Below are 24,854 nucleotides of genomic sequence, written 5' to 3' on the forward strand. Positions count from 1 at the left end.
CGGCGAAGCCTTCGCTCCGCCCAACCGACAGGCGTAGCGGACACAATTGGTGCTTTCGTGAGCCGGCTACACGTCGGTCACCACATTACGTCACCGCCGTTGGGAGAGATGCTCTGCCCGATCATGAAGCTTGCACCCTCGCTCGCCAGATAGATGTAGGCCGACGCAATCTCGTCGGGGGTGCCTACGCGCTTGATTGGCAGCTGGGAAACCTTCCACGTCTTCCAGGCTTCGTCACTACCCCGCCACATGGGCGTATCGGTCGGACCCGGGCACACGCAGTTCACCGTGACTCCGGTAGTGGCTACCTCTTGCGCGACGGATGCAGAAAGCGCGACCACGGCTGCCTTGGAAGCGCAATACGCGGCGTTGTCGGGGGCAGGCTTGTGGGCGAGCTGGGAGGCCGTGTTGATGATCCTCCCGTAACCGCGCTCGATCATGTGTGGTAAGGCATGCTTCATACCGTATGCGACGCCATTCAAGTTGATCTGCAGCGTCCGGTTCCATTCTTCCCAGCCCATGTCCAGGAATGGCTTTCCGTTAGCTACGGCCGCGTTGTTCACGAGGATGTCTAGCTTGCCGAATTCCTCGATAGTTGCACCAATGGCCACGGAGACGCTGGCCTCGCACCGCACGTCGCACTCCAGGAAGGTCTTTGCAAAACCTTGCGGCAGAACATTGGGCGGAATGTCGGCGACCGCGACGCGCGCCCCAGCGCTGGTCATCTGCCGAGCCACAGCCGCACCGATACCGCTTTTTCCGCCGATTATCAGAGCGGAACGTCCGGCGAGGAGATTGCTCGTCATCCGGAAGTCCTCGCGCTACCATCATGCCGGCATCGAGCGATATGCGAGGCATAGCGGCGGACTCCTTCGCGAATGGCGGTCGGCGCTTGAAAGTTCAGGTCTCGAGACGCGGCTTGGCAACTAAGCGTAGGTATCCGTTCCGCTGAGACAGAAGCGTCGCAGGCGAAATGGATGTCGGCCGAAGGTAATTCGTCTCGTAAAAATTCCACGATTTGGTCGAGGCTGGGATCTTCGGGACTTACGATGTTGTAGGCCGGATTGAACTCTGCATTGGCTGTCATGGCGCGCTCGATGGCCATGACGACGTCATCGATGTAGATGTAGTGGTGGAGGTAACTGGGAGGTGCCGTCAATAAAGTCGAGCGTCCCTCAAGGGCATCCGAGATCAGTGTTTTCATCTCGCATGCAGTCGCGCGGCTTGGGCCAAACACCTTACCTATCCTCAGGCTGGTCGCTGATAGGCCGAACGAGACGGCGTAAGCAGTGACGAGTGCTTCTGCTGCTACCTTCGTGGCCGCGTATACCGTCGTTGGGAACAGAGGGACGTTCTCGGGAACTGGATTGACAGTGTATGCACCGCCGTAGACGGCGATGGACGAACAAAAAATAAAGCGGTCGGCTCCGGTCTTCCGCGCTATTTCAAGAAGGTTCACAGTGCCCTTCACGTTGATGTCACTTATTAAGGACGGTTGGTCTACCAGAAGCATAGGGCCTGAGACCCCGCCACAGTGAACGATCTGCGTAGCTCGAAACTCCTCTGCCAACCCCTGCAGCTTAGGGCTGTCCAGCAGGTCGCAGACGACGGTTAGGCGGTCGTCGTCGCGTTTCATGGCATCCAGTGCAAGAACGTCGTGTCCCTGCTCAACAAGGGAACGGCATAGGGCCTGGCCTACGAACCCCGATGAACCTGTCACTAAAGCTTTCATGAAGATCCCCTTGGTGCCTTACATTGTGGCGCCTAGTTGCCACGGAACGTATTCCGCTTCACCGTATGGAGCCCGTCACCGGCTGCCGTCCGCTCTCCGGCAAACCGATGACCTGGCCGAACTTGATCATAAGATCGCCAGCTTGCCGGGATCGGATCGACATCTTATGACCACGAGGTATCTCCACTTGGACGGTCACCTGCCCGATCGTGGTTCCCTGGGCTATTCGGTCGATCGCGATTATCAAATTGTCTTCGACATTCAGGCGAAGGGTGCGGGGCGACTGTGCCTTGGACTGGGTCATGTTGATTCCGTGACCGGCCGCACGTTCCGAACGTGCGGCCCTGTTCCTGAAATTCCGGAAGTTTCGCTTTAGATGGTGCCGCTGCCCCGGAACCTCTTGCGTTTCAGGAATTGGCCTGAGCCGATCTGTCCCACGTACTGACGGTCGGAAACGATCTCCTCGCCACGCAGAAGAACCGTGCGGGGCGCGCCCTGGATGTCGGCACCCTCGTACGGGGTGTAGTCGACATTGTGATGGAGTTCGGCCGAAGCCATTTTGAACTTCGCCTCTGGATCCCAGATCACCACGTCGGCATCGCTTCCGATCGCGATGGTGCCCTTCCGTGGAAAGAGGCCGAATGTACGGGCAGGTCTGGTGGAGACCATATCCACGAACTGCGTCATGCTCATGCGGCCCTGACGAATGCCCTGGTAGACCATCATGAGCCGCTCCTCGATGCCAGGGGCGCCGTTCGGGATCTTGGTGAAGTCGTCCTTTCCCATGTCCTTCTGACCCTTCCAGTTCCAGGTCGAATGGTCAGAGGACACGGTCTGGAGGGTTCCTTGGGCCAGCGCACGCCACAGCAGCTCTTGATCCTTTCGCGAGCGTGCGGGAGGGGTGAAGACGTACTTTGCGCCCTCGAAATTGGGGCGCGCGAGGTCTTCCTTGGTGGTGTAGAGATACTGAGTGCACGTCTCCGCCAGAGCGTCGACGCCGCGCAGACGCCCGTCGAAAAGCTCCTCCAGCGCCTCTTCGCATGTGAGATGCACGATGTAGATCGAAGTGCCTACGATCTCTGCCAGAGCGATCGCGCGAGCGGTCGCTTCCGCTTCTACGCGCGGCGGTCTCGTTTCGGCGTGGAACTTCGGCTCGATATCGCCTCTGGCGAGGGCTTTCTTTCGCAAGTAGTCGGCAGCGTCGCCGTTCTCGGCATGCACCATCACGAGTGCGCCCGCGTCCTTGGCGACATCCAGCGCTCTGACAAGAGTGCCGTCGTCGATGCCAAGCATCCCCTTGTAGGCCATGAACAGCTTGAAGCTGGAAACTCCGTTTGCCGGAAGTTTCCGCATTTCCGCCTCCACGTCGTCCGTGAGGTCCACCACGATCACATGGAAGCCGTAGTCGATGCATGCCTTGCCCTTCGCCTTTTCGTGCCAAGTGGCGAGGGCGTCGGCCAGGGATTGACCGATCTCCTGCTGGCAGAAATCGACGATTGAAGTGGTTCCGCCGCAGGCGGCGGCGATCGTGCCAGTCCTGAAGTCGTCTGCGGTCACCGAATTGAAAACAGGCGTATCCAGATGCGTGTGGACATCGACGCCGCCCGGGATGACGTAGCAGCCCTTGGCGTCTACGACCCGCTTTGCGAGAGACGGGTCCAGGTTGGCGGCAATGGCGACGATCTTGCCATCTTCGATCCCTACGTCTGCGGCCGACTCCATGCCGGCGGTCACGACAGTGCCGTTCTTGATAATCGTATCCATCGTTTTCTCTTTCAGCTTTGTTCGGTGAGCTCAATCGGTTCTTGGATTCGCGGTATCTGAACCCAGAGTTTCGTTGCCCATGTTTTCAGTGCAGGCATGATCGAGGCATGAAGCTCCACGCCGGACCGCGACTGCCTAGCTTTGAGGGCGAGACCGCGTTCGCCTGGCAGCCGGACCTTATCGTTTCCGGGAACGGGCGGATTCTGGCGAACCCGGTCGGCTAAAATGTCGAGTTGGCGGTTGAAACTGTCCCATCCGCCGAATGCCGTTGGATCGAAGAGCTGAATGAACACCGACGCGCCCCATCCCTCTGCGGGGTCAGCGCGCCCATGGCCGCCGAGTCCCGAGGTGAGAGCTTCGATCAGCAAGCCCAGTCCGAAACCCTTGTAGCCCAATTCGGTGCCGCCGAGCGGGAGAATGCTTCCCGGTGGATCGGTGAAGAATGCTCCGGGGTCCGACGTTGGAGTTCCATCTGCATCCAGCAGCCAGCTGTGTGGCAGAGCCGCCCCTTCGTTGCGGGCCCGTGTCACCATGGCATTCGTTGTCGTCGACATGCTGATGTCGAGCAGTATGGGTTTCCCGCTTGTCGGAATGCCAGCCGCCAACGGATTCGGCGTGATCATCCGGCGAGTGCCGCCGAAAGGCGCCACGCTCTCTACCGCCGGGTCCGAGCTTGCCACGAGGATGACGAGACCCTCGTCAGTCGCCTTTTGCAGGTAAGCCGCCAAGCACGCGATATGATGGCTTCGACGGATCGCGAGGGTAAATGACCCATGCATTTTCGCTCGCGCGATGCCAAGCTCGATGCCTGTGCTGACCAGCCAAGGACCAGGAAGTCGTCTCCCGTCCCAAGTCGCCGTGGCACCGCTGTCGGCTACGACGAGGTGATCGCCGTCTTTCGACATCGATCCATCTTGCAACGCGCTAAGGTACCGGGGAAGAAGGGCCAAGCCGTGGGTCGTGTGGCCAAGCATGTCTCCTTCCACAAGGATTTCAGCGGTCCGGCTTGCCTTTTCCTGTGGCAAACCCACCCCTGCCAGCAGCTCCGTCGCGTAGCCGACCAGATCCGCCGCTCGGTAGCCGCCGGCCGTTGAAGCACCGTTCACAACTGCACCCTTGCTCTATTTTACGGCCATGACCTGGATTTCGACGAGGAGTTCCTCGAATGCCAGGTTGGACTCCACGCAGGCCCTGGCAGGAGCTTGGCCAGGAGCCACCCAGGCATCCCAGTGCGCGTTCATCTTGTCGAAATCCTTGATGTCTTTCAGCCAGATCCACGCGGAGACGACCTGTTCCTTGGAGGCTTCTGCCTGTTTTAGGAGAGCGTCGATTTTTGATAAGACTTCCTTTGTCTGGCCTTCGACATCCAGGGTCTTGGTGTCGGCCACCTGGCCGGCCAACATCACGCCCGTGCCAGACAGCGGGAAGGTCACGATCTGGCTCATGCGACGATTTGAATTCTGGCGTTCGATCATGGAAGTCTCCTCGTAGAATTGTCGCTTCAGTGCGGTTTATGTCAGGGACTCTTGGCGCCCGCGAACCAGTTGCGACAGCGCCACGGCTACCACGAGCGCTCCGCCGTAGAAGAGATCCTGCACGTATGTATCGATACCCATCAGGGAGAGACCGGAAATACCTGTGACCAGGGCGTAGACGGCGATGAAGGTACCGATTGGGTTGAAGCGTCCGGGGCTGATGGTCGTCGCTCCGAGATACGCTGCAGCGAATGCTGGGAGCAGCAGCGACGTTCCGGAGTTCGGATCCGCTGCGCCCGAGGTTCCGGCGAACACTATTCCGGCAAGCGATGCGATGATCGCCGAAGCCACGAGGCAGCCAAGGCGGACACGATCCACCGCAATGCCGCTCAGACGGGCCACGTCGCGGCCCTTTCCGACAAAGAGGATCTTTCGACCCACCGAGGTGAAGCCCAGTAGATAGGTCAGGAGCAGGCACATCGCGACTGCGTAGTAAAAGCTCAACGAGATGCCGAAGAGTCTGACCGTCAGCACTGCGTCGACCACTCTCTGATCGATTCCGCTGATCGTGCGGGAGTCGCTGATCCAAAGGGTTATGCCGTGAAGGAAAGTTCCCGTTCCCAGTGTCACGATCAACGAATGGATGCGGAAATACAGGATGAAGAAGGCATTCACCAAGCCCACTGCGACACCCGCCGCGACCGCGGCAAGCAAAGAGGGGAAGACTCCCCACGCGTGGTCGACATTGAGGACCGCGAACATCATCGAAGACAGTACCAAGACTTGGGCCACCGATACGTCCATGTCGCCGGCAGTGAGCGGGATGATCAGGCCAAGCGTGAGGATCACCAGGACCGCCTGCGAGCCGAACATGCTGGAGAAATTCGGCCAAGTCAGGAAGATGTCCGGAAGAAGGAAGGCGAAAAGCGCGATGATCGCCATCCAAACCAACAGGAGGCCGAACCGCTCCAGTTCCACTAGAATTTCACGACGGTCGCTCTGGTTCATGCTCTGACCCTGGATTGTGAGATCGGCCATGTTCAACTCCTGCCGCTGGTCAATTCGAGAATTCCGGTTCGAGACTCGTGAAACAGCTCTCTGTGATCTGTTCCTTCGTAACCTGATCCGATGAGAGTTCGGCAACTACCCGACCTCGAGCGAAAACGAGCACGCGGTCGCAAATGGCCGCCAGTTGTTCGTGATCGGAACTCGCGCATAGAACGCAGGCTCCAGCGCGGGCCGCCTGCGAGATCATCCTGAAGATCTGGTCTCGGGCGCCAATGTCCACGCCCTGCGTAGGCTCATCCAGGAGAATTAGCTCAGGGTTTGTCTGCAACCACTTCGCGAGGACGACCTTCTGTTGGTTACCACCACTGAGCGCCTTCAAGGGAAGCGAGCTATTGGAAGGTCTGATGTCATAGTCGCGCACCAGAGGCAGGGCGTTCTTGTCAATGCCGCTGCGGCGCACGAACCAGTTGGAAATGTTTTTGCCGAGGACAGGGAGCGCGAGGTTCTCTGCGATCGAGAGTTCCGAAACGATTCCTTCCTTCTGGCGGTCGGCGGGGATCAGTACGATCCGCTGCTTGATGGCATTCACAGTGGTCTGCGATGCCAACGGGACCTTCCGACCGTTTATTGTCATTGCACCACCTTTGGCAGTATGAGCCCCATATAGCAGATATGGAACCTTGTCGTAGCCAGAACCCAGTAGCCCAGTAAGGCCTATAACCTCGCCACGCATCGCGGTGAGATCAAACGGCGCCAGTCCCTGCGAGGTCATGCCATCTATCTTGACCGCAGCGGTGCCCGAATGCTGGATCGAAACACGTTGCTCAAACTCGACGTCTCTTCCGACGATCGCTTTGATGAATTCCTTTCGGGAGCTGGTGGCCGTATCCAGAGTAGCGGCCACTTTGCCGTTCCTGAGGACGGTCGCCCGGTGAGTAAGCTCCTTGACCTCGTCGATATCGTGCGAGACGAAAATGACGCTCACCCCGCGTTCCGCCACTGTGCGTACCAAACTAAATAGCCGTTTGACGTCGGCAGCCGACAGGAATGGAGTCGGCTCGTCGAGGATGAGAAGCTTGCCTTCAGACTCGTCTATGTCGCCCAGTTCGTGGAACGCTCGAACTATAGACAGCAGGGCGCGTTCGACTGGGGGGATATCCGAAACGCGAGCGTCCGGATGAATATCCAGCTGATATTTGCGAAGCAGGTTTCTCGCGTCTTGGCGAGCCTTGGACCATCTGATCGACCAGTTCGATTTCCTGACGAGGCGATCGACGAACAGGTTCTCTGTCACTGTCAGGCTCTGCACGAGCCCAAGGGACTGGTGGACGATCGAGATGCCATGAGCTGCGGACTCGTTTGGCAGAATGGGAAGCTTGAGCTGGCGGCCTCCGAGCTCGATCGATCCTTCGCCGTTCGGCTCGTGGAATCCGCTCAGGATCTTAATCAACGTCGACTTGCCGGAGCCGTTCTGGCCGAGAAGGCCATGTATCTCGCCGTGATTTACGGTCAGGTCGATATTCGAAAGCGCCTGGACGCCACCGAATGACTTGGACATCCCTTTGATGACGAGGTTAGGGCGAGGAATATCCTCGCCCTTTTCCGCAGCGGACGGCATTATTTCAGCATCCAGAGCTTTTTGTAGCCTTCAACATACGCGTCACCCATACCAGCCGATGCCTTGGCGGGAACACCAGCGGCCTCGACGTTGGACTTGTCGAAGATGTAGAGCGGGATCTTGGGATCCTTGATGTGCGGAAGCCCGCAGACGATCCGCATCTCGGCATCAATTACGCCGTGACCGATCCAATCCAGGTTTTCGCCGATGTCCATGTCGATCTTGCCTTGACGCACGAGATCGAGGATAGCGGGTGTGCCATTGAACGTCGCGATCTTCACCCGATCGCTGGATTGCGTCAGTTCCACCGCCGGAACGACGTAGCGAGCCATGTCGTCGTAGGTCGGGATGATGAAGTTCATCTTCGGATTCCTAAGCAGCGCAGCCTGCACGAGAGGCTGGATGCGCGAGGACCAGTCACCGACCGCGACGTTCACGTATTCGACCTTGCAGTCCCCACACTTCTCCAAGGTGGTCTTCACGCCCTTCACGATCGCTTCAGACGAGAAGGAGTCGAGAGCCGTGATAACCAGGACGTTGGCCTTGCCTTCGGTCTTGGTGATCGCCCACATGGCTTCGAGCTCACCAGCCTTCTGGTAGTCGATCGGCACGGACAGGAATGCATCAGGGCGCTTCTGGTCGAAGCCGCCGTCGTGCGAAGCCACGACGGGTATGCCTGCCTTCTTGGCTTCCTGTGCCTGAGGCACGAGCGACAGAAGGTCCGGAGCGAAGAGATCGATCAGATCGTATTTCTGATTGACGCCATGTTGGATGCCCTGGATCCACTGAGAATGCTGGCCGCTGTTCTTGTACTGGTCAAACTGGAAACCGACCTTCTTTGCAGCCGTCGTCATCGCTTCCATGACAGTGTTCACGAATGCGATGCTATTTGAGAACGGCACTGACAGGATCTTCTTTCCCTTCATGCAATTCGTGGCATCGAACGGTTCGCCCGCGGCGACGAATTCCGGGACCCGCTGATGCTTTGCGATCTCGGCCTTCATCGCGTCCAGATTAGTCGCATTCGCTGACGTGGCCGCTGCGAAGAAGGATCCATAAATGGCAGCGGAAATGGCCGAAGCCATGAGTAGGCTCTTCATTTTGTTCTCCTCTTTTAGAGCATCTGCTTGGTTTTTATGCTCTGCTCGGGGCAGAGATTGGGGCCGAAAATTTCACAGGACAAGCGGAATAAATTGAAGCCGAGCGGTCAGAAAAAATGAAGGATGAGGGAGCAACATAACGAAATTCTTGAGCTTCCCGGCCAGTAAATCTACCCGGCGCACAGGCATGACTTCGTCCAAGGTCGCTTCGATGACACGGCAATGGCGACAACATTATCCCCTGCCGTCAACCAATCACAGCAGGGATAGAGGATGCTCGACCCAAGGCCTACAATGCGGACACCCACCTACTCACCCGCTCGCTGAGCCTCCTTTATTTCCCTCCTCATAGCGCATCCGGAGCCATGCCTGATGCTCCGGGGAATCGTCCATTTCCCAAGGTTCGAGAATCGTGGCCAGATATGCCCGGTCCGCCTCCGCCGCCTCGCGCTCCATCGCGACGTACCACGGCTCTTTATTCGAGGACCGTTTTTTGCCTTTCGAATCTGTTGCTTCCTCGGGCGGACGCATGATGTATCGACCGGGCCGAGACCAACTTGATCATCGCCGAGCCGGAAGCCAGCCGCTTTCCCTGGGTGCAGCCCTGGGGCACAGCGGCGGCGCAAGCGCCCCGCCATGCCGGCCAATGCCGCCTCCGGCCGCGCCTATTCCGGGATCAACGTGCTGATCCTGTGGGTGCGGTTATCGAGCTTGGCTTCCCGATCGTCTTTGCCGTTGCGGCCATCTCCTTCATCGACGCCCGGCGAGCGCTCGTACTCTTGGGCTTCGGCACGTCATGCGGCTTGGGCTGCGTATTTAGCAGGCGGCGCAACACCTCGTCGCCCACCGGGCGGGTCCGGTGATTTTGGTAGGAGAACCACACGAATGCGCAGCGTCAATGATTTCCGGGAAATACATCAAGAGGCTATCACCTGGCGCCATCACCTCCACCAATCCCGAACTCGACTACAGGGTTCACAACACCGCGAACTTTGTGGCTGAAAAGCTGGCGTCTTTCGGCATCAACCACATTGAGACTGGTATTGCCGAGACTGGCGTGGTGGCTGTGATCCAAGGCACCGGCGGCGACGGCCCGACCATTGGCCTGCGCGCAGATATGGATGCATACCGCCATGCTGCTCGGCGCTGCAAAACATCTCGCTGCAACACGGAATTTTAAAGGCTCAGTAGCGCTTATTTTCCAGCCTGCCGAGGCGTCGTCGGGGCACAGTTTGTCTTGGCTCTTCAGACTCTGGTGTCACGAAAACCTTGATCCGACGGAAGCGCTGGTCGTGTCCGTGCCGAAGTTCACCGGAAGTGAATCTTACCATATTATCCCCGACACGGTGACGCTTGGTTCCCCGATGACGCGGAGGGAGCTATGATCAACCCGCTTTCGTACAACCTTCCGTCATTTCACGGGTTGTCGAGGGGGCATGGGCGGAGGTCGTTATCGCGGGCGATATTCGGCTGGAGACGGCATGTATACGTGCTGCGCGGCAGCTCGTTGATGACGGCGCCATAGCCCTGACTGCAACTGCGGCTTTTTCATCTGTCACCAAGCAGCCGTTGCGGCCTCGGTGAACGTGCCGGTCGCTCTGTCCAGTTTGCTTCTGGTGCCAACACTGCTCAAGCAGTTGAACCCCCAAAAGAAGCTGGCGGTTCTCACGGCAGATTCGAATTACTGTACCGATGATCTCTTTGGGCTCGAAAGGACAGTGACAGAGATCGGATCGTGATTGGTGGCATTGAGGGAACGAAGTACTGGCGTGATGCCATGATGCGTCCGTGCCCACCCATGGACATTCCGGCTATAGAGTGCGACGTGTTCGCAACGCTCAGCCGTATGCGCGATGAGCACCCTGAAATCGCGGCGGTCTTGTGCGAATGCACGTCGTTTCCATTGGTTAGCAAGCAGCTTCGGGCGGCGAGCCGGCTTCCTGTATTTGACATCACAGTTCTCAACAAAATGATGCTCGATTCCGCCCTTCAATAGGGTGTCGAGACCGCCTAGAAAACGGCCGCAACCAGCTTGGTAAGAGTCCCGGTCGACGGGAGGCGTGCGGCTCAATTGCCCGTACAGGCGCTCAAGGCGTCGCAACCCTGCTTCACCCAGATCGTCGGCCAATAGCGCGGCCGGCCGTGCTGGTCTGTCAGGACCCAGGCAGCCAACGATGGAGGCAGCGATGGATGGCGGAGCTTCAAACACGGCATGCCTCGAAGGTAACTTCACACTGCAACGAAAAACATACCGTCGTTGCAATTTCCCCAGCCTGCCGGTGTTTACTGGCCGCTACGCTCCTCTATTGAGGAGCTCCGCTTCGCGGCCCGCAACCACCTCATTCAACGCTGCGAATGCGTCGACGAAGCAGTCTTCCTCCGGAAGAAAGGAAGCCGATGCGCAGATACGCTCGCGGCCTGGGATTGCAACACTCCTGAAACTGCCGGCTGTTGCAACCAAGTTCGAATGTCGCGCGGCCAGCAAAGTAGAAATGTCGCCCCCGGGGCAATTCGAGGCAGGACGCAGCAATTTAGAGACGTGACAGTGACGCGCTTCTTGGCACCGCGTGAGCGTCCGATCGGGCGTCAATTGGTCCGGGTTACGCAGCCCGATCGGGTGCGTTCCAGTAGGGCTTCCTCGGCTTTAGCTTTGAATGCCGGACTGGACATCTACTCCGCAGCCAACATCCCCGCCAATGCCTCTTCACGCCGGGCGATGACAGATGGATCGTTCACGAAATCCGTCCTGCGGCCCGGCTTCGTTCCGCGCTTCTTATAGGCGGTCTGCTCGCTGTTAGTCTTTATCTTCGGCGCAGGTCGCGCCTCGTCTTGCTGAGACTTGATCCACGAAAGCACTTCACCAAGCCGCTTATTCTCAGTGATCGCAGTGTGCGTGACGCGCTGCTCCTTGTCGAAAACGGTGTAGGGCAGCGAGCATGCCTTCCATCGAACTTCCAGTTGGCCGTTGGCGAACTCGTGGATATCGACATACTTGCCAACCAGCCCGCACGAGATGTCGTTCTTCTCGAGTATGATCTGTTTGCGTTCGTAGGAGAACGACAACTGCTGGCCGACATAGCGCTGCTCGCGCTTGCAAAGCACGTCGCGGAGCCGATTGGGCGCGACGTTCAAGGCGCGATGCAGATTGTCCGGCCGGGCAGGGACCTTGGCGAACTTCTCGTTGAAGCTCGACGTGAGCGCCGGCAGGAAGGCGTTGGCCGCCTCGATGTCGGATATGCCCGCGAGGCGCAGTTCCTTCACAAGCCGGTCCTGGAGCGCGCGATTGACGCGCTCCATGCGGCCTTTGGCTTGGCTGGAATTGGCGCACAGGATCTCGATGTTCAGCTCCGCCAGAGCCCGGCCGAACTGTGTCATGCCGCGGCCGGCCCGCGCCTCGGCCTTGGCAACCCGGAACACTGTGTGCTTGTCGGAATAGAACGCCACCGGGCAGCCGTGCGCCTCCAGATAGAGCTCCAGCGCCTCGAAGTAGCTGAACGTGCTCTCCGACTTCACAAAACGTAGCTGCTGAAGCTTGCCGGTGGCATCATCGATAAAGACGAGCAGGGTGCATGCATCACCCCGCTCCTCGAACCACCGATGCTCACTGCCGTCGATCTGCACCAACTCGCCATAGGCTTCGCGGCGCAAGCGCGGCTGATGGAATGTCCGGCGCTGCTTGCGCGACAGCCAAATTCCGGCCTCAGCCATCCATTTGCGAAGCGTCTCACGCGATACGGTGACACCATGATCCTCAGCCAGCTTCTCAGCCGCAAGAGTCGGGCCGAAGTCCAGATAGTGTTCGCGGATGAGCGATAGAGTGAAGTCCCGAACGCCGTCGACAATCTGACGGTTCGAGCGTCGGCCGCGCGCCTTGTGGCGCAGTCCGGAAGCACCATCGGCCTGAAACGACTTCAAAAGCCTCTGCACCTGGCGCCTGGTTAATCCAAGCACATGTGCTGCCGCGACAGTCGTCATCCTTCGCTCGATGGCCTTCGATAGAACCTCTATGCGTTGGAGCTCGCGTTCGCTCATCAGAACAAATCCCACTTGCTGTCTCCCTCACAAACGGCGCCAGGGAGAATAGCATTCAGCAAAGGGGAAGCGACATCCCTACTTTGCAGAAGTGGGACATTTTAACTTTGATCGTACAGCCGGCAAGTAGATTATGCGACTTTCATCACCAGTGCAAGTTAATATTTCTTAACACCGCAAAGTATTTATAACACTTTATCCCGGTCTTTCCGATTGCGATCGACAGAAATACGATCAGTTTCCACAGTCAAGCCTACTCCAAGCCTCAGATCAACAGATCGATGTTAATGGCCCCATCTCACCGCCTGATCAAAACTTGGCGGGCGACTATGGCCTCTTCTCAACCGCCGGCGTCCCAGGTCAGACCATATCGGCCTTCGCTCGCTCGCCACCCCTCTCGGTGCACTCACTTGTGCGGCATACAATACACGCCCTCGGATTCCATCAGTACCGCGCCACCCTTCAACTCGCTCAGTGCGCCGACCCACGCTTGCGAATAAGTGCGGCTGGCATCCACCGCCGTCAGCCAAAGAACGCGATTGTCGGCCAGTTCCACTCTAACTTCCTGCTGCAAAGGGCTCCCCTGCACGGTCTGTTGATAGTGGCGTTTGATCCTGACATTGCTGGCCGGGAACTCAGCTTCGTTGCTACCGTAGTTCAGCACAAATCCGGTGTGGTCCTCAGCCACCGAGCAACTGCCATCGCGCTCACACACGATTTTGGCAGCGGTCTTGCAGTCCCATTTCAGTGAAGCGGGCCACATAGGATTGTCTACGTTTGATCGGAGCTTGTCGCTCTGACCAGCCGCCGCCAACACAGCGCCTGTGTTCAAAATCACCGTGGACAGGAGAAGCACCTTGAACACTACAAACCTCCGTGAATTGTGACCCTCATAGTGCCTCGTCCTGCTCGATCGCCTGGCTTAGCGCATGTTGAGATTGAACCAGCTTTTCTGGCGCACGCCGTTCGCGTCATCATACTCGAGGACCCAGGGCTTTCCGCGCATCGGTCGAGGGATGGTGTAGTAGGTGGGGCCATTACCAAGGGAATGCCCTCGATCGTTTCCCACAGGCTGGATTGTTGCCGCAACCACCTTACCGTCGATTTCGATTTGGACCGGACGTGATCCGTCTCGATGATGCCCGCCGAGGGCGTTGTTTTTGAAAACAACGGGCAAGGAGAGCCTGTCGGCCGCGATGCGGCAGATGTTCCGTTCTTGACCTAAGCCCGGCCGATCGGATTCGGAGCTGCCAACTGCTTGCCAGCCAGACGGACAATCCTCATACTTCTCAAATCTCGCCGCGCTGGAGTTGGCTTGCGGACAGGTCGGCCAATTAAAACCCGGGGCTTCCATCGCCGCAATCAACTTGTAAATTGGCGGGTGGCACGACGGGGTGCCTTGCCAGTCGCCGGAAAGACATAGGAGGACCTGACAGCCCCATTCCGACGCTTTCGATTGGGATGGAAGAGCTGCGGCGCCCGCGATGGCGACGGCACCCCCTAGTAGGAATTTGAGTATGGTCATAGCCTTTCCTCGCTACAGATTTGACAGTTTACTATGGACGATCGGCGCGAAAAAGGACAGGTCGAAAAGGCAGGTTTGTGCGACTACATCGATTTATGAAACGAGACGACGGAGGCGTGGTCGACAACCCGCTGCGCGCCAACATTGCACTGACGCTTGAGCGGGAGAGAGCCAGACGCGGCCTAACCCATATGCACATGGCCGAACTGTTTCGGACCCCCGAGGGCGAAAAACTGGCCTATCGAACCTACATTCAGACTGTGCGTCACAAAAACAATGTCACATTGACGACGCTGCAGATCATGGCAAACGGCTTGCAACTGTCTTTTGCATCACTGCTCGCCGGCGGCAAGAAAGTTCCGGAATGGGCGCATCGGTTGGACGACAATGCGATTCGCAAGCGGCTGGCGCACATCATCGATTTTGAGCGACAACGACGTACTTTGCACCGTTATGAGATGGCCGAACTAATCGGCGTGGCGGAGGCGACATTCACGAAACTGGAACGCGCGAGCGGCAATATCAGCGTGGACACGATTGCGGCGATCGCCAAGGCGTTGAAACTTGATCCAGCGACCTTCCTCTTTTCCGAAAAGATGCCGCCTGGCGGAGCCGACATCTAGCCGCGTGACGAGTGTTCCTAAAGGGCCTGTAATACGCCCCCAGCCGGCGACCGCTCCCATGCCCCTGCCCGTCAGGCCCAGCGGCCGACTGTAGACTAGCACCCCCGCCGCGGCTGTCGAGCCGCTGCTGTCATCGTCGGCTGCTACCCTGTTGCAGCAGCGGGGATGATAAGGGACTACATGGACGACTGTGCCGGCGTCGGGAATTCTGCTGATGAAGAGCTTCCTCTTGAGGGTCGAAACCATATGAGAACAAGCCGTCAAACCTAGCCCGGTGTGATTGCCGGCGCCTGTAGAGTAGAAGGGTGTCGTGACTTTTGCCGGTGTCACGCCTGCGCCGTTGTCGGCCAATTCCAGGGGTCGGTTCCGGTAGGGGGGCGACCCAGATTCATCACTTTAGTGTCGTGATGCCCACCAGAGAATTTGCTGGTGAACTGACCGGCCAACGCCAAACTCATGCTTGCCGGGCAGACTTGTCAGCACGCGACAGAAACCGCTTCAAGCTCAAACCGGCCAACAAAATGTATGGCGGCATGGCGAGCGAATAATGACCACAGTTTAATTCCAAAATATTTGGCCTAGCTCCGGCGTCCTTCAGCCTCTGCATGAACCTCTCCGATAGCTCTGGCAACACCACTTTGTCTCTCTTAGCCAACACAACGTGAAGACCGAGATCAGGCCGTGCCAAACTATCTGCGTAATTCTCCAAGTTAAGTGGACCCCAAGCCCTTCTGAGCTCGGTCAGCTTAATCGCTGGCTCGAGACTAGCACGTATCAATCGTGTCGCGCGACCCGCCCAAACCATATCCGCTAGACTCCCCGCCGTGAGAAACAACGAGGCTTTCGACACAGCCGAGTCGTGCGCCGCGAGAAGGCCCGCAACCCAGGAGCCTAAGCTCATACCGAGAACTGAAATCTCTCGATAGCCTTCGATCTTCAACCAACGTATGAGCTTTCGCCCATCTAACACTGCCTGCCTTACAGATTGAATCGTTCGACCGAGATTAGGGCTAAGCATATAGTCAGCGTGCGCGGAGCCGGGACGGCTGCGCTCGAAGTGATAAGGCATAGCGATCTCGACAACCGTGATGCCACGTTGCGAGAAAAAGTTGGCGATCTGACGATTCCGGAAGGTTGCATTCCAATGGTGAAAAATCACCATCGCCTGATCGAACGACCCGCTTTCTGTGATTTTCGCCGAGACGACATTGTTCTGTTCGATATCAGTGGATATGTCCGATGGAAATTTGAGCCACCCATCTAGCCTTTCAAACCCCTGAACACTCACATTCGGGTCATCGAAAAAGGCTGGATCGGCCACGGCTTGGTCCGCAAGGGCACAGAATTCCTCGATACTTGTTATCTTATCCGCACCTGGAAAGGCGCGTTCCGCGTCAAGGGCGAAATCGGTTGACTTCTTCCCTTCCTCACCGCGTCGCGCCCGCCGCTCATCCCAATGATCAAGCCAACTATGATACACTCTGATTGTTTCCCAACTTAATCGCTTGCCGTCGCCCCAACCCTGGATCAAACAAGCCATATATTGCGAACAGCACTCCAACGCCCAGAAGGATCGAAAAGCCAGCAAATGCATCGATCAGCAAGTAGCTAGCCACGAGTAACGCTACGATCGCTGACATCTTCCACAAAGACATACGAAACCGAGGTTCGACACCTACACGGATGGAGCCGTACAGAAATACAGCACAGGTCGAAATAGCGATGAGAAGGCTACTATAATGGGTCGGCCTACGGTAGCTGATCACGGCGGTCACATCATTTCGCCCATAGAAGGCGGAAGACATATCGCCGACCAACCACGCCACAATATTCTCTCCACGCGATGTCAGGTAAGCACTCTGGAGCTTCATGACTATGGCGATCAGAAGACCCAAAACAGTACACCGAAAAATCGCACGCATAACCCTGAGGCTGGCTTCATGGAAGCCGTATTGATAATCCACCTCGGGCGAATTACTCGCTGCCTTTCCAATTCTCCAAAGATCATGGATCACTGTATAAAGCAAAATTAGACCTACGAAGAACAGATAAAAACATAGGCACATGTATAGGTAAGAGAGCCCCGTGAACACGATCGCTTCCGGCACCGATATAACTTCAGGGCGCACAATCGCTAACGAGCCCCAGTCCGTCGCATAGCTGCCACCACCTTTGAGCAACGGGATTAAAGACACGCCGATCCACTGAAAAAGACCGGCGAATACCACACAAATCAAAAGCACCGCCCAATATGAATACGAAGAAGCTTGTACGCTGCGCGCCCAGGCATCGTCGCTTTCCATCTTGTCGCCCTGCGCTACAAGCTTTGGGCGGCCTTCATCTTTCCAAAAGGTCACCAGCTCTGTCACGAAGGCAAAAAACAGTGGCAAAAATACCATGAAGACGAATGTCCAATTCGCTGTCCAAAGAAACCCAACCTGCTTGACGACGCCATCCGCCCGACCATATGTCACGCTGTGAATCCCCGTAAGATACGACAAAAACCCAAGAGCGGTGACACCCGCAAACACCGACGCCGGTAAATTCAGGGGAGATCCGCGACTAAAAAACGCCTCCGATTTCCTCGCCAAACTAAAACGCCGGCTCGGCCCTTTGGGGTCAGTATCCCGTGTCAGCACTGCTGGGGAGTCTGTCTCGTCGTCGAAGGTCGCCGTCAGTGCCGTGTCTGGAATCTCCTGTGCAACGCTGCTTCCGGCTCTCTTCCATCCTCGTCTCTTGATCGATAGCCGCGATTGCGCCGCACTAAGCTCTATCTGCCATTCGCTAGTTGCGACCGGATCATCGCATCCGAGAATCCTCGCCAGCCAACGAATGTTGGCAGTGCTAATACCCTTCTCGTTCTCTTGAAACCAAAGCTGCACCGTTCGTAGATCGACCCCAACCCGGTTGGAATCAATCTGTGAAATCGCCTCTGCAAGGAGCTCGGGCGTCCATGGGCCGGCAGGAAACCCGTCTTTGCCCAGTAGTCGACCCGCGCCCGCCGCCGCCAATCGTTTGAATAATTCTTTGAAATCACTCCCGTCTCTGGGCGGAGGGAGAAATAACTTTCCGTTCTTAAACAACAGCTTATAGGCTCTAGTTTCGTTCCGCTTCGCTAGGCTTCGTATCTTATCGTGCCTTCGTGCTCAATCAACGCTTTTATCAACTGGATTTGGCCGGCACGGGAGACGATCGATGACTGGTGACCCGCTGGAGAGGCTGCACACGGTTGTTGCGGGGGAGATGTTTCGCAAACCGCCGGCCAAGGCACTGAGCTGCCCGGATCGGTCGCGACCGCATGAGCGAAAAGTAGGGGAAGCCAGGGCTTCGGGAGTCTGAGAAGCAGAGGGATGAAGCCATCCCTATTTTTCTCGCCTCCCCGGTATCAATTACGAATTGTCATGAGCGTGGAGCCAATCGATGCCCATTCAAGTGGTCTGTAACAACGGAGTGGTGGAAGAGGCCGACGGGGTCCCGAATCTGATCGCGGCGCATCGTCAGGCAGTCGCCATGGTTGAACGTCTCGGCAAGCGATGGATGGGGGCAGAAGGGCCGGACACGACCCTGACCGGCCGGCGATTGGATTCGGTCATGGCGGGAGAGGTTATCGCGCGTCGGCGCGCGGCCGCTGCGCCGGTGGCCGATGTCGTTGAGATGAAAATGAAGGCAGCTTATTTCTGTCGGTTGTTGGGGAACGACTGGTGCGAGATTGACGTCGACGATATGCGCGCGTTGCTCGGTTCTTTCGCGAAACTGCAGGCCTAGGAGAAGAGCGCTGAAATCCATGAGGCCACGGTATTCCAGGCCGCATAGAGCCCTGCAGGCACCAAGATGATTGCCAAGAACACCGCGGCTCCGCCAATAGCGCCGTCACCGCGTCCTTCCACGGGATAGTAATATTTGTGCGCCTCATCGTCGTGCTTCATTCTTGTCTCTCCGATCGCTTATTTAGCAGCAGCTGAACAGGGTGCTGAAACGTCGTGGCCCACAAACCTGCACGTTTCATCTTAGCGTTGATTTCCGCGACGAGGTAGTTCTCATTGACGGCTTTGCCCTTTGCTGTCGTTGCGGCAAACGCGTATCCGGTCGCTATGAGCGCGGTGCCGACGTCGATTGTGTCGCCATTCAGCTGCGCACCGCACACGACAAAGGCCGCCTTGTCGAGGGCGTAGCCGATCGGCTGGCATGTCACCGCCGCGCTATCGAACAGCGCGGCCAGGTGCGCCAGTGAGGTGTTCCCGCAATCGATTTTGTTCCCATTTGGCTGTTCAGCCGACGTGCCGCGAAGACATGACTGGACGCCATAGAGGCGGAAAAGGTGGTCGCCGTCACGCCAGGTATCTCCGGTCAGCAGTTGAGCCGATTTCGATACTGCGAAGGGCGTTGGCGCGGCAGATTCGGATGCATCCTGCGCGTATGCCGATACGCACAAACCAAAAACGGCCAGCACTGCAAAGCGCGCCTGTTTCATTCCTGGAACTGTCCACCGAGGTCGGCGGAGTGCTCCAGATCGGGGCGCAGCGACTTGCCGTCCTTGTTGCGTCCGATTGCGGCCATGTCGAGGAAAACCATTTCGTCATCGTCGTAGGCGACGTTGTACGGGTCGTTTGTATTGCCCGCACCAACGAGAGAAAAACACGACACAGCGTCGGCTTCCCCCTTCCTGCTCTGCAGCACAAGCGTTTTGCAAAGCACGACAGAAGCACGATGGTTGTAGATTCCTTCTTCATAGTCCTGCGCGGCCTTCGTGCAGTCCCACTCCTGCGTCTTGTAGGTAATCTTTGGTTTTGGGCAGGCCGCGAGGCCGCGCAGTCGATAGGCCACGCCGTTGATGACGCGCTCGGTTGCCGACGGCACCTTGACCGGCGAGCTGAGGGCGGCCGCATCGCGCTGAAAGAGCGCGCCTTTAGCATCGTAGCGCTCATAGACGAACATCTTCTCACCCGGCTTGGCAAACTGAAGCAGGTATCGCTCCGAAGGCTGCGCGAAGGCATTTGGGGCGTCGGCGCCGGCAGCATAGGTCGCGGTACCCTGGAGCAGCAAAGCCGTGCAAAGGGCAATCTGTTTCATCGAAATCTGTCCCTGTGGTGCATATGGTGTTGACACTTTACTAGGGCTGCGTGTAGCCATAGTAAAGTGTTAAATTTTGGCGACAGTATGAACACTCGAACAGCTCTTCTGTTGACCCTTTGTGCCGCTACAATGCCGTTGCAAGCGCACGCCCGGGACCTGGCATCAGACCGCGTCGCAGTCGCCTTTGCAACGCCGGGGCAAGCCCTTGCATCAGTCGGGGCGCAAAGGCCGGGGGCATGTGAAATCGGAAATCGTGCTGAGGTCGCCCAACTTGTGCGCTCAATCGCGCTGGACGAAGGCTTCGACGCCGATCTGGCCGAGGCGATCGCATGGGCTGAAAGCGATCTCGGCGCCAATCAGGGCCTGTCCAAGGCCGGAGCCCTTGGGATCATGCAGTTGATGCCGGGGACGGCGGCCGATCTCGGCGTGAGCAACCGTTGCGATACGCAGGCGAATGTTCGGGCTGGCTTGCGCTATCTGAAGTCACTCTATGACGAGTTCCAGGATCCGCTGCTGATGCTGGCGGCATATAACGCCGGGCCCAACAGCGTCTACAAGGCCCAGGGCATTCCGGTGAATCCGGAGACCGCGGAATACATCGTGAAAATCCTCAACCGCTGGAAGTTCGGCGGTGTCGCGAAGAAGCCCGTTCTGACCAAATCCGAAATGCTCGCGGCCGGTCCGCCAGCAAGCGGAGACGCTTGGCAGGAGGGTCATGTCATGGATTTCGGCAACTGAAAGGAGCCAAGGGTGGAATACAGGAAAGCAGGCAAATTTGCTCTGAAACTGGCCTTGGCCTCGGCGGTCGGAATAGCGTTCGCGCCAGCCACTGCGTACGCGCAGTCGGCGGCACCAGTTGAAAACGTGCTGGAATGGTTCGTCGGCGTTCTGCAGGGCAACATAGCGCGCTCATTTGCCATCATCGCGGTCTGTTTTCTCGGCTTCCTCGCCATGACGGGCCGGCTGGCGTGGATGATGGCTTTTTCCATCATCATTGGCATCGCTCTTATCTTCGGCGCTGCCCAGCTGGTGGACGCGGTTCGCGCGACGGCAGGAGGCAGCTGAGCCATGGACGACGAGGAAGTCTATGTCGAGCCGGTCAGCCTGCCCCTGACACGCCCCCCGATGAAATGGGGGGTGCGCTATGAAGTTTTTGCACTGAACGGCATCCTTGCGGTGATCGGCTTTATCGCCACGAGCAGCTTCATGCTGGGTCTTGGCGTGTTCGGCGTGGTGCATCTGGTCAGTGCCTATCTGTGCCAGCGCGATCCCTACATCTTTCATATTTTCGAGCGGCGCGTCTCCAAACGCGGAGCCGTGGCGAACCTCACTTTCTGGGGGGCGAGGAGCTATTCGCCATGAGCCTCGACGCGGACCTGAAATTTGGCCGTGAGCGCCGCCGCGAAAGGCCGGCTGCGATGCACATCCCCTACCTTCGCCATGTCGATGACAATCTGATCGTGACGAAGAGCGGCTTTCTGGTCGGCGCCATCCGGCTCAGCGGCCTGCCATTCCAGACGATGGACCAGGCCGAGTTGAACAGCCGAATGTTCAACCGCAACACCACGTTCCGCAATCTTTCGACCTCTCGGTTTGCGGTCTACACAACTATCATCCGCCGTCACGTGACCCCGGAAATCGAAGGCGACTTTGACAATCCTTTCGTGGCCGAGCTCGACGCCCGCTACATGGACGAGCTTGGCTTGAAAAACCTTTTCGTCAACGAGGCGTATCTGACGGTCATACGGCGCCCGATGGTCGGCCGGGTCGGCTGGGTGGACAAGGCGCTCAATGCATTCCGTATCAGCACCGCTGGCGAAGAAACCCGCGAAGAGGCAATAGCCGAACTGCATGACATCCTCGACGGCATGGTCAAGGATTTCAGCGCATATGGGGGACGTCTTCTCGGTGTCGTGAAGCGCCGCGACAGCTTCTTTTCCGAGCCCGCCGAATTTCTGGCGAAAATCCTCGCCGGTGGTGGCGACGTGGAAATGCCTTTGCCGCGCATGTCCCTTGGCGATGCGCTGGCGACGCGGCAGCTGTTTTTCGGCAAGTCGGCGCTGGAACTTCGCGGTCCGGACCAAGCCAAGCTCGGCGCCATGGTGTCAATCAAGGAATATCCGCCGTTCACCGCGCCGGGTTCTTTGGACGGTCTCTTGCGACTGCCGCATGAGTTTGTCCTAACGCAGAGTTTCGCGATCGAAGACCGTGTCACGGCGATGCGCAGGATCAACACTATCGCCAACCAGGTCGAGGGTTCCGACGAGGCGGGCACGACGGTCGAGGTCTCCGTCCACGACGGTGCCGACAAGCTGGCTGGCGGCGAAGTCGTATTCGGACAACATCACATGAGCGTTATGGCATTGGCGCCGGACATGACTGGTCTCAATCGTGCGCTATCCGACATCACGGCCGAACTTTCGCGCATGTCGATCGTGCCGGTCCGCGAGACACTGAACACGGAACTGGCCTTCTGGGCGCAGTTGCCGGGAAATTTCAGCTACATCGCGCGACGTGCGTTGATCTCGTCGCTGAATTTCGCCGGCCTTTTTTCCGGACACAATTTCCCGTCCGGCCAACGTGACCGGCTGCATTGGAAACGGCCCATCGCCTTGCTCGAGACGACCAGCCAGACAGCCTACTATTTCAATTTCCACGTACACGATGTCGGGCACTTCACGGTGTTCGGCCCGACCGGCTCGGGCAAGACCGTGGTGCTGTCGTTCCTGATGGCGCAGGCCATGCGCATCATGCCGCGGCCGCGATGTGTTTATTTCGACTACATGCGCGGCGCCGAGATCTTCGTTCGGGCGCTCGGCGGTCGTTACGAGGTGATGGAACCCTCTCAGCCGACCGGGTTCGCGCCATTGCAGCTTGATGACACGGCGGAAAACCGTTCTTTCCTGGAAGATTTACTCCTCTACATTCTGACGCCGGAAGGCGGCGCGCTTGATGTGGCCGAGATGCGCGTCATCAACGCGGCCGTCGACATGATTTACAAGATACCGCGCGAACAGCGGACCTTCGACCTGCTGCCGGAAGTGCTGCGGGGCTCGCTAATGCCTGGCATGAATGATCTGGCGGCGCGGATACAACCCTGGCTCGACCCGAAGGACAAGGGCTGGCTTTTCAACAATCCCGTCGATCTGGTCGATTTCTCGAAACCCGTTGTCGGGTTCGACATGACGAAGATCCTGGGCGACCGAAAGCTGCGCTCGGCGGCGTTGCTCTACATCTTCCATCGTCTCGAGGACGTCATCGACGGCTCGCCGATCATGCTTTTCCTCGATGAAGGCTGGAAGCTGCTGGACGACGAGGTTTTCGCCGCTTTCATCAATGAGACGCTGAAGACCATTCGTCGCCGCAACGGCGTGGTCGGCTTTGGCACGCAGACAGCGGAAGACGTCGTCAACTCCTCCATCTCGTCGTCACTGATCGAGCAAACGAAGACCAACATTTTCTTCCCCAACCCCAAGGCGAGCAAAGAATCCTACGTGGAGCGCTTCTCGCTGACAGCGAAGGAATTCGAGTTCGTGCGCCGCACCGCGAAGGAAACACGCACCTTCCTCGTCAAACACGACAGCGACTCGATCGTAGCGAAGCTCGATTTGTCGGCGATGCCCGATCTTATCAAGGTCTTGTCCTCGAACGAAGCCAACAGCAAGGAATGCGCACGGCTCCGGGAAACCTTCGGCGACGAGCCGCAGATGTGGTTGCCGTACTTCTGCGGATGGGAGGACGAGCATGACGAAGCGGCTTAGCAGCTTTTGTCTGGCCGTGGCTCTCGCGACAGCGGAAACCATGACCGTGGCTGTCGCCCAGATCGCGGTCATCGACGGGCCGAACCTCGACAAGCGGCAAGAGGACGAGCAGCACAGCACGAAGTCGGATGAGGCCAAGAAGGACGAAACCGACAAGAAGAAAAGCGTCGTCTGCACCTATTCGAACAAATACCGCTCACAGATGTTTCGCCGATCCCCGGCCGAAGCGTTGCAGCGCGACGCGGGCAACGTGAAGATGATCCGCTACTATGCGCAAAAATATGGCGTGCCCGAAGGCCTGGCGCTGTCCGTTGCCTATCAGGAATCGCGCTTCGATACATGCGCCGGGAGCCACACCGGCGTCAAAGGCGTGATGCAGCTGACCAAGGGCACTGGCAAGTCCATGGGACTCGACCGCGACGTGAACGAGCAGAATGTCGAAGGCGGCGTCAAATATCTCGGAATGGGCGTGAAGCAATGCGGCGCGACGAGTTACAGCTGTCTCGCCTCCTTCTACAACGGATCGAACGCAGGCGAGCAGAACCAATGGGCCGGCGGCGTCGGCCGCTGGAACAGCTACTTCAACGACTATGTATCGAGCGGCAAGGCTCCCGCGGCCGCGCCGCCACCATTCTCGATCGTAACGGCCGACGGCGCCGGCGGCACGGCTCAGGAAGCGGCCGTGGGCACGGTGAGGAAGGCGGCTGGCGGCCTTGATGCAAGCTCATCGCAGATGGGCGCCAACAATGCTGCAATCGACGCGCTGGCGGTCAACGTTGGCCAGGTTACCGAATACAAGGATGCGTGGGAGCTGAACTCGTCGGCTCGTGGGATCAACGCCGATGTCACCAACCAGTACCTCGCCCAGGCGGGGGATTTTACGACGTTGCTGGGCCAACTTCTATCGTTGCAGAATGTTCAGGCATCGCAGTCGTCCAAGCTGGTGCAACAGCCGAACAGCGGCTCTCCAAACCCGTTCTCTTGTGATCCCGCGGAATTGGAGCGGTTGAGGATCGATCGCGGCCGGTGGCTACCATGCGCACTTGAGAACGCGGCGGCAAGCTCGGCCGACAGCAGCTCGATGACCATCACCACAGACCCTGCTGACGCTGCCAGCGTGATCAATTCTCTACAGTAATAGGA

At 58.1% G+C, this 24,854-nt stretch carries 25 protein-coding genes and 2 pseudogenes; 9 read left to right on the forward strand and 18 right to left on the reverse strand.

Features of this window, described 5'->3' with window-relative positions:
• Positions 1-77: 77 nt before the first annotated feature.
• From ASD99_RS07970 to ASD99_RS33850, 10 genes are all read right to left on the reverse strand, one after another.
• Entirely contained in the window at positions 78-806 is a 729-nt protein-coding gene (locus tag ASD99_RS07970) for an SDR family NAD(P)-dependent oxidoreductase (protein ID WP_057143219.1), read from the reverse strand.
• The gene (locus ASD99_RS07975) at positions 803-1,732 is read right to left on the reverse strand and encodes an NAD-dependent epimerase/dehydratase family protein (RefSeq protein ID WP_057143220.1); all 930 of its coding nucleotides are present in this window, start codon (positions 1,730-1,732) and stop codon (positions 803-805) included. The genes ASD99_RS07970 and ASD99_RS07975 overlap by 4 nt, the downstream gene beginning before the upstream one ends.
• 58 nt (positions 1,733-1,790) lie before the next feature.
• Positions 1,791-2,036: a hypothetical protein gene (locus ASD99_RS07980; protein ID WP_057143221.1), complete on the reverse strand. Its 246-nt coding sequence runs from the start codon at positions 2,034-2,036 to the stop codon at positions 1,791-1,793.
• A 68-nt stretch (positions 2,037-2,104) separates the two neighbouring features.
• Positions 2,105-3,496, reverse strand: coding sequence for a dihydropyrimidinase (gene hydA, locus ASD99_RS07985; RefSeq protein ID WP_057143222.1), 1,392 nt, complete (start codon positions 3,494-3,496; stop codon positions 2,105-2,107).
• An 11-nt stretch (positions 3,497-3,507) separates the two neighbouring features.
• The gene (locus ASD99_RS07990) at positions 3,508-4,602 is read right to left on the reverse strand and encodes an Ldh family oxidoreductase (protein ID WP_057143223.1); all 1,095 of its coding nucleotides are present in this window, start codon (positions 4,600-4,602) and stop codon (positions 3,508-3,510) included.
• Positions 4,603-4,617: 15 nt separating this feature from the next.
• The gene (locus tag ASD99_RS07995) at positions 4,618-4,971 is read right to left on the reverse strand and encodes a RidA family protein (RefSeq protein WP_057143224.1); all 354 of its coding nucleotides are present in this window, start codon (positions 4,969-4,971) and stop codon (positions 4,618-4,620) included.
• Positions 4,972-5,007: 36 nt separating this feature from the next.
• Positions 5,008-6,009: an ABC transporter permease gene (locus ASD99_RS08000; protein WP_057143225.1), complete on the reverse strand. Its 1,002-nt coding sequence runs from the start codon at positions 6,007-6,009 to the stop codon at positions 5,008-5,010.
• Between the two features lie 19 nt (positions 6,010-6,028).
• The gene (locus ASD99_RS08005; protein WP_057143226.1) at positions 6,029-7,597 is read right to left on the reverse strand and encodes a sugar ABC transporter ATP-binding protein; all 1,569 of its coding nucleotides are present in this window, start codon (positions 7,595-7,597) and stop codon (positions 6,029-6,031) included.
• Complete coding sequence (locus ASD99_RS08010) at positions 7,597-8,697, reverse strand: sugar ABC transporter substrate-binding protein (protein WP_082583182.1); 1,101 nt, start codon at positions 8,695-8,697, stop codon at positions 7,597-7,599. Before ASD99_RS08010 ends, ASD99_RS08005 begins: the two co-directional genes overlap by 1 nt.
• Before the next feature lie 312 nt (positions 8,698-9,009).
• The gene (locus ASD99_RS33850; protein ID WP_057143228.1) at positions 9,010-9,228 is read right to left on the reverse strand and encodes a hypothetical protein; all 219 of its coding nucleotides are present in this window, start codon (positions 9,226-9,228) and stop codon (positions 9,010-9,012) included.
• A gap of 5 nt (positions 9,229-9,233) precedes the next feature.
• Between ASD99_RS33850 and ASD99_RS34595 the strand changes: the two are divergent.
• Positions 9,234-9,419: pseudogene (locus ASD99_RS34595) on the forward strand (ArdC-like ssDNA-binding domain-containing protein); the annotation flags it as partial.
• A gap of 163 nt (positions 9,420-9,582) precedes the next feature.
• Positions 9,583-9,935 (forward strand): annotated as a pseudogene (locus ASD99_RS08020) (amidohydrolase); the annotation flags it as partial.
• 1,432 nt (positions 9,936-11,367) lie between these two features.
• Here ASD99_RS08020 and ASD99_RS08030 read toward each other — a convergent pair.
• The 3 genes from ASD99_RS08030 to ASD99_RS08040 form a co-directional block, all read right to left on the reverse strand.
• Positions 11,368-12,744 (reverse strand): ISNCY family transposase, encoded by a 1,377-nt coding sequence (locus tag ASD99_RS08030; protein ID WP_057143230.1) that lies wholly within the window; start codon positions 12,742-12,744, stop codon positions 11,368-11,370.
• A gap of 391 nt (positions 12,745-13,135) precedes the next feature.
• A complete protein-coding gene (locus tag ASD99_RS08035; RefSeq protein ID WP_057143231.1) occupies positions 13,136-13,594 on the reverse strand; it encodes a hypothetical protein in 459 nt (152 codons plus the stop codon).
• Positions 13,595-13,651: 57 nt separating this feature from the next.
• Entirely contained in the window at positions 13,652-14,254 is a 603-nt protein-coding gene (locus ASD99_RS08040; protein WP_057143232.1) for a hypothetical protein, read from the reverse strand.
• Between the two features lie 116 nt (positions 14,255-14,370).
• Between ASD99_RS08040 and ASD99_RS08045 the strand changes: the two genes are divergently transcribed.
• The gene (locus ASD99_RS08045; protein ID WP_244497654.1) at positions 14,371-14,877 is read left to right on the forward strand and encodes a helix-turn-helix domain-containing protein; all 507 of its coding nucleotides are present in this window, start codon (positions 14,371-14,373) and stop codon (positions 14,875-14,877) included.
• A gap of 454 nt (positions 14,878-15,331) precedes the next feature.
• Here the strand turns inward: ASD99_RS08045 and ASD99_RS08050 are convergent, their stop codons facing one another.
• Complete coding sequence (locus tag ASD99_RS08050; RefSeq protein ID WP_057143234.1) at positions 15,332-16,357, reverse strand: RcgR family putative quorum lactone hydrolase; 1,026 nt, start codon at positions 16,355-16,357, stop codon at positions 15,332-15,334.
• The gene (locus ASD99_RS08055) at positions 16,347-17,960 is read right to left on the reverse strand and encodes an RcgA family putative transporter (RefSeq protein ID WP_057143235.1); all 1,614 of its coding nucleotides are present in this window, start codon (positions 17,958-17,960) and stop codon (positions 16,347-16,349) included. The genes ASD99_RS08050 and ASD99_RS08055 overlap by 11 nt, the downstream gene beginning before the upstream one ends.
• Positions 17,961-18,297: 337 nt before the next feature.
• Here ASD99_RS08055 and ASD99_RS08060 point away from each other — a divergent pair, with 337 nt between their 5' ends.
• Positions 18,298-18,642, forward strand: a complete 345-nt coding sequence (locus ASD99_RS08060) for a hypothetical protein (protein ID WP_057143236.1) — start codon at positions 18,298-18,300, stop codon at positions 18,640-18,642.
• Here ASD99_RS08060 and ASD99_RS33160 read toward each other — a convergent pair.
• Genes ASD99_RS33160 through ASD99_RS08070 form a run of 3 tightly spaced genes read right to left on the reverse strand, consistent with a single transcriptional unit; the run spans position 18,639 to position 19,947 of the window.
• Positions 18,639-18,803, reverse strand: a complete 165-nt coding sequence (locus ASD99_RS33160; RefSeq protein WP_156388941.1) for a hypothetical protein — start codon at positions 18,801-18,803, stop codon at positions 18,639-18,641. The two genes, ASD99_RS08060 and ASD99_RS33160, sit on opposite strands and share 4 nt — an antisense overlap.
• Positions 18,800-19,348: a thermonuclease family protein gene (locus tag ASD99_RS08065; RefSeq protein WP_057143237.1), complete on the reverse strand. Its 549-nt coding sequence runs from the start codon at positions 19,346-19,348 to the stop codon at positions 18,800-18,802. Before ASD99_RS08065 ends, ASD99_RS33160 begins: the two co-directional genes overlap by 4 nt.
• A complete protein-coding gene (locus tag ASD99_RS08070) occupies positions 19,345-19,947 on the reverse strand; it encodes a hypothetical protein (protein ID WP_057143238.1) in 603 nt (200 codons plus the stop codon). Before ASD99_RS08070 ends, ASD99_RS08065 begins: the two co-directional genes overlap by 4 nt.
• A 66-nt stretch (positions 19,948-20,013) precedes the next feature.
• Here ASD99_RS08070 and ASD99_RS08075 point away from each other — a divergent pair, with 66 nt between their 5' ends.
• The 5 genes from ASD99_RS08075 to ASD99_RS08095 are packed head-to-tail and all read left to right on the forward strand — an operon-like array spanning position 20,014 to position 24,849.
• Positions 20,014-20,688 (forward strand): lytic transglycosylase domain-containing protein, encoded by a 675-nt coding sequence (locus ASD99_RS08075; RefSeq protein ID WP_156388942.1) that lies wholly within the window; start codon positions 20,014-20,016, stop codon positions 20,686-20,688.
• Between the two features lie 12 nt (positions 20,689-20,700).
• Positions 20,701-21,015: a TrbC/VirB2 family protein gene (locus ASD99_RS08080; protein WP_057143240.1), complete on the forward strand. Its 315-nt coding sequence runs from the start codon at positions 20,701-20,703 to the stop codon at positions 21,013-21,015.
• Positions 21,016-21,018: 3 nt separating this feature from the next.
• A complete protein-coding gene (locus ASD99_RS08085; protein ID WP_006339854.1) occupies positions 21,019-21,312 on the forward strand; it encodes a type IV secretion system protein VirB3 in 294 nt (97 codons plus the stop codon).
• Entirely contained in the window at positions 21,309-23,711 is a 2,403-nt protein-coding gene (locus tag ASD99_RS08090) for a VirB4 family type IV secretion system protein (protein WP_057143241.1), read from the forward strand. Before ASD99_RS08085 ends, ASD99_RS08090 begins: the two co-directional genes overlap by 4 nt.
• Positions 23,695-24,849 carry a transglycosylase SLT domain-containing protein gene (locus tag ASD99_RS08095; protein ID WP_082583185.1) on the forward strand — a complete coding sequence of 385 codons (1,155 nt, stop codon included), beginning with the start codon at positions 23,695-23,697 and terminating at the stop codon, positions 24,847-24,849. The genes ASD99_RS08090 and ASD99_RS08095 overlap by 17 nt, the downstream gene beginning before the upstream one ends.
• The last annotated feature ends 5 nt before the right edge of the window (positions 24,850-24,854 follow it).

The organism is Mesorhizobium sp. Root695 (genome assembly GCF_001428185.1).
In the GTDB taxonomy this organism is placed as follows: domain Bacteria; phylum Pseudomonadota; class Alphaproteobacteria; order Rhizobiales; family Rhizobiaceae; genus Mesorhizobium.

Bases quoted from the DNA above. Each gene is read 5' to 3' on its own strand.
- ASD99_RS33160 (WP_156388941.1), bottom strand. From the start codon at position 18,803: ATGAAGCACGACGATGAGGCGCACAAATATTACTATCCCGTGGAAGGA.
- ASD99_RS07975 (WP_057143220.1), bottom strand. From the start codon at position 1,732: ATGAAAGCTTTAGTGACAGGTTCATCGGGGTTCGTAGGCCAGGCCCTA.
- ASD99_RS08065 (WP_057143237.1), bottom strand. From the start codon at position 19,348: ATGAAACAGGCGCGCTTTGCAGTGCTGGCCGTTTTTGGTTTGTGCGTA.
- hydA (WP_057143222.1), bottom strand. From the start codon at position 3,496: ATGGATACGATTATCAAGAACGGCACTGTCGTGACCGCCGGCATGGAG.
- ASD99_RS08000 (WP_057143225.1), bottom strand. From the start codon at position 6,009: ATGGCCGATCTCACAATCCAGGGTCAGAGCATGAACCAGAGCGACCGT.
- ASD99_RS08010 (WP_082583182.1), bottom strand. From the start codon at position 8,697: ATGAAGAGCCTACTCATGGCTTCGGCCATTTCCGCTGCCATTTATGGA.
- ASD99_RS08090 (WP_057143241.1), top strand. From the start codon at position 21,309: ATGAGCCTCGACGCGGACCTGAAATTTGGCCGTGAGCGCCGCCGCGAA.
- ASD99_RS07970 (WP_057143219.1), bottom strand. From the start codon at position 806: ATGACGAGCAATCTCCTCGCCGGACGTTCCGCTCTGATAATCGGCGGA.
- ASD99_RS07980 (WP_057143221.1), bottom strand. From the start codon at position 2,036: ATGACCCAGTCCAAGGCACAGTCGCCCCGCACCCTTCGCCTGAATGTC.
- ASD99_RS08095 (WP_082583185.1), top strand. From the start codon at position 23,695: ATGACGAAGCGGCTTAGCAGCTTTTGTCTGGCCGTGGCTCTCGCGACA.
- ASD99_RS33850 (WP_057143228.1), bottom strand. From the start codon at position 9,228: ATGCGTCCGCCCGAGGAAGCAACAGATTCGAAAGGCAAAAAACGGTCC.
- ASD99_RS08005 (WP_057143226.1), bottom strand. From the start codon at position 7,597: ATGCCGTCCGCTGCGGAAAAGGGCGAGGATATTCCTCGCCCTAACCTC.
- ASD99_RS08040 (WP_057143232.1), bottom strand. From the start codon at position 14,254: ATGACCATACTCAAATTCCTACTAGGGGGTGCCGTCGCCATCGCGGGC.
- ASD99_RS07995 (WP_057143224.1), bottom strand. From the start codon at position 4,971: ATGATCGAACGCCAGAATTCAAATCGTCGCATGAGCCAGATCGTGACC.
- ASD99_RS08085 (WP_006339854.1), top strand. From the start codon at position 21,019: ATGGACGACGAGGAAGTCTATGTCGAGCCGGTCAGCCTGCCCCTGACA.
- ASD99_RS08060 (WP_057143236.1), top strand. From the start codon at position 18,298: ATGCCCATTCAAGTGGTCTGTAACAACGGAGTGGTGGAAGAGGCCGAC.
- ASD99_RS08070 (WP_057143238.1), bottom strand. From the start codon at position 19,947: ATGAAACAGATTGCCCTTTGCACGGCTTTGCTGCTCCAGGGTACCGCG.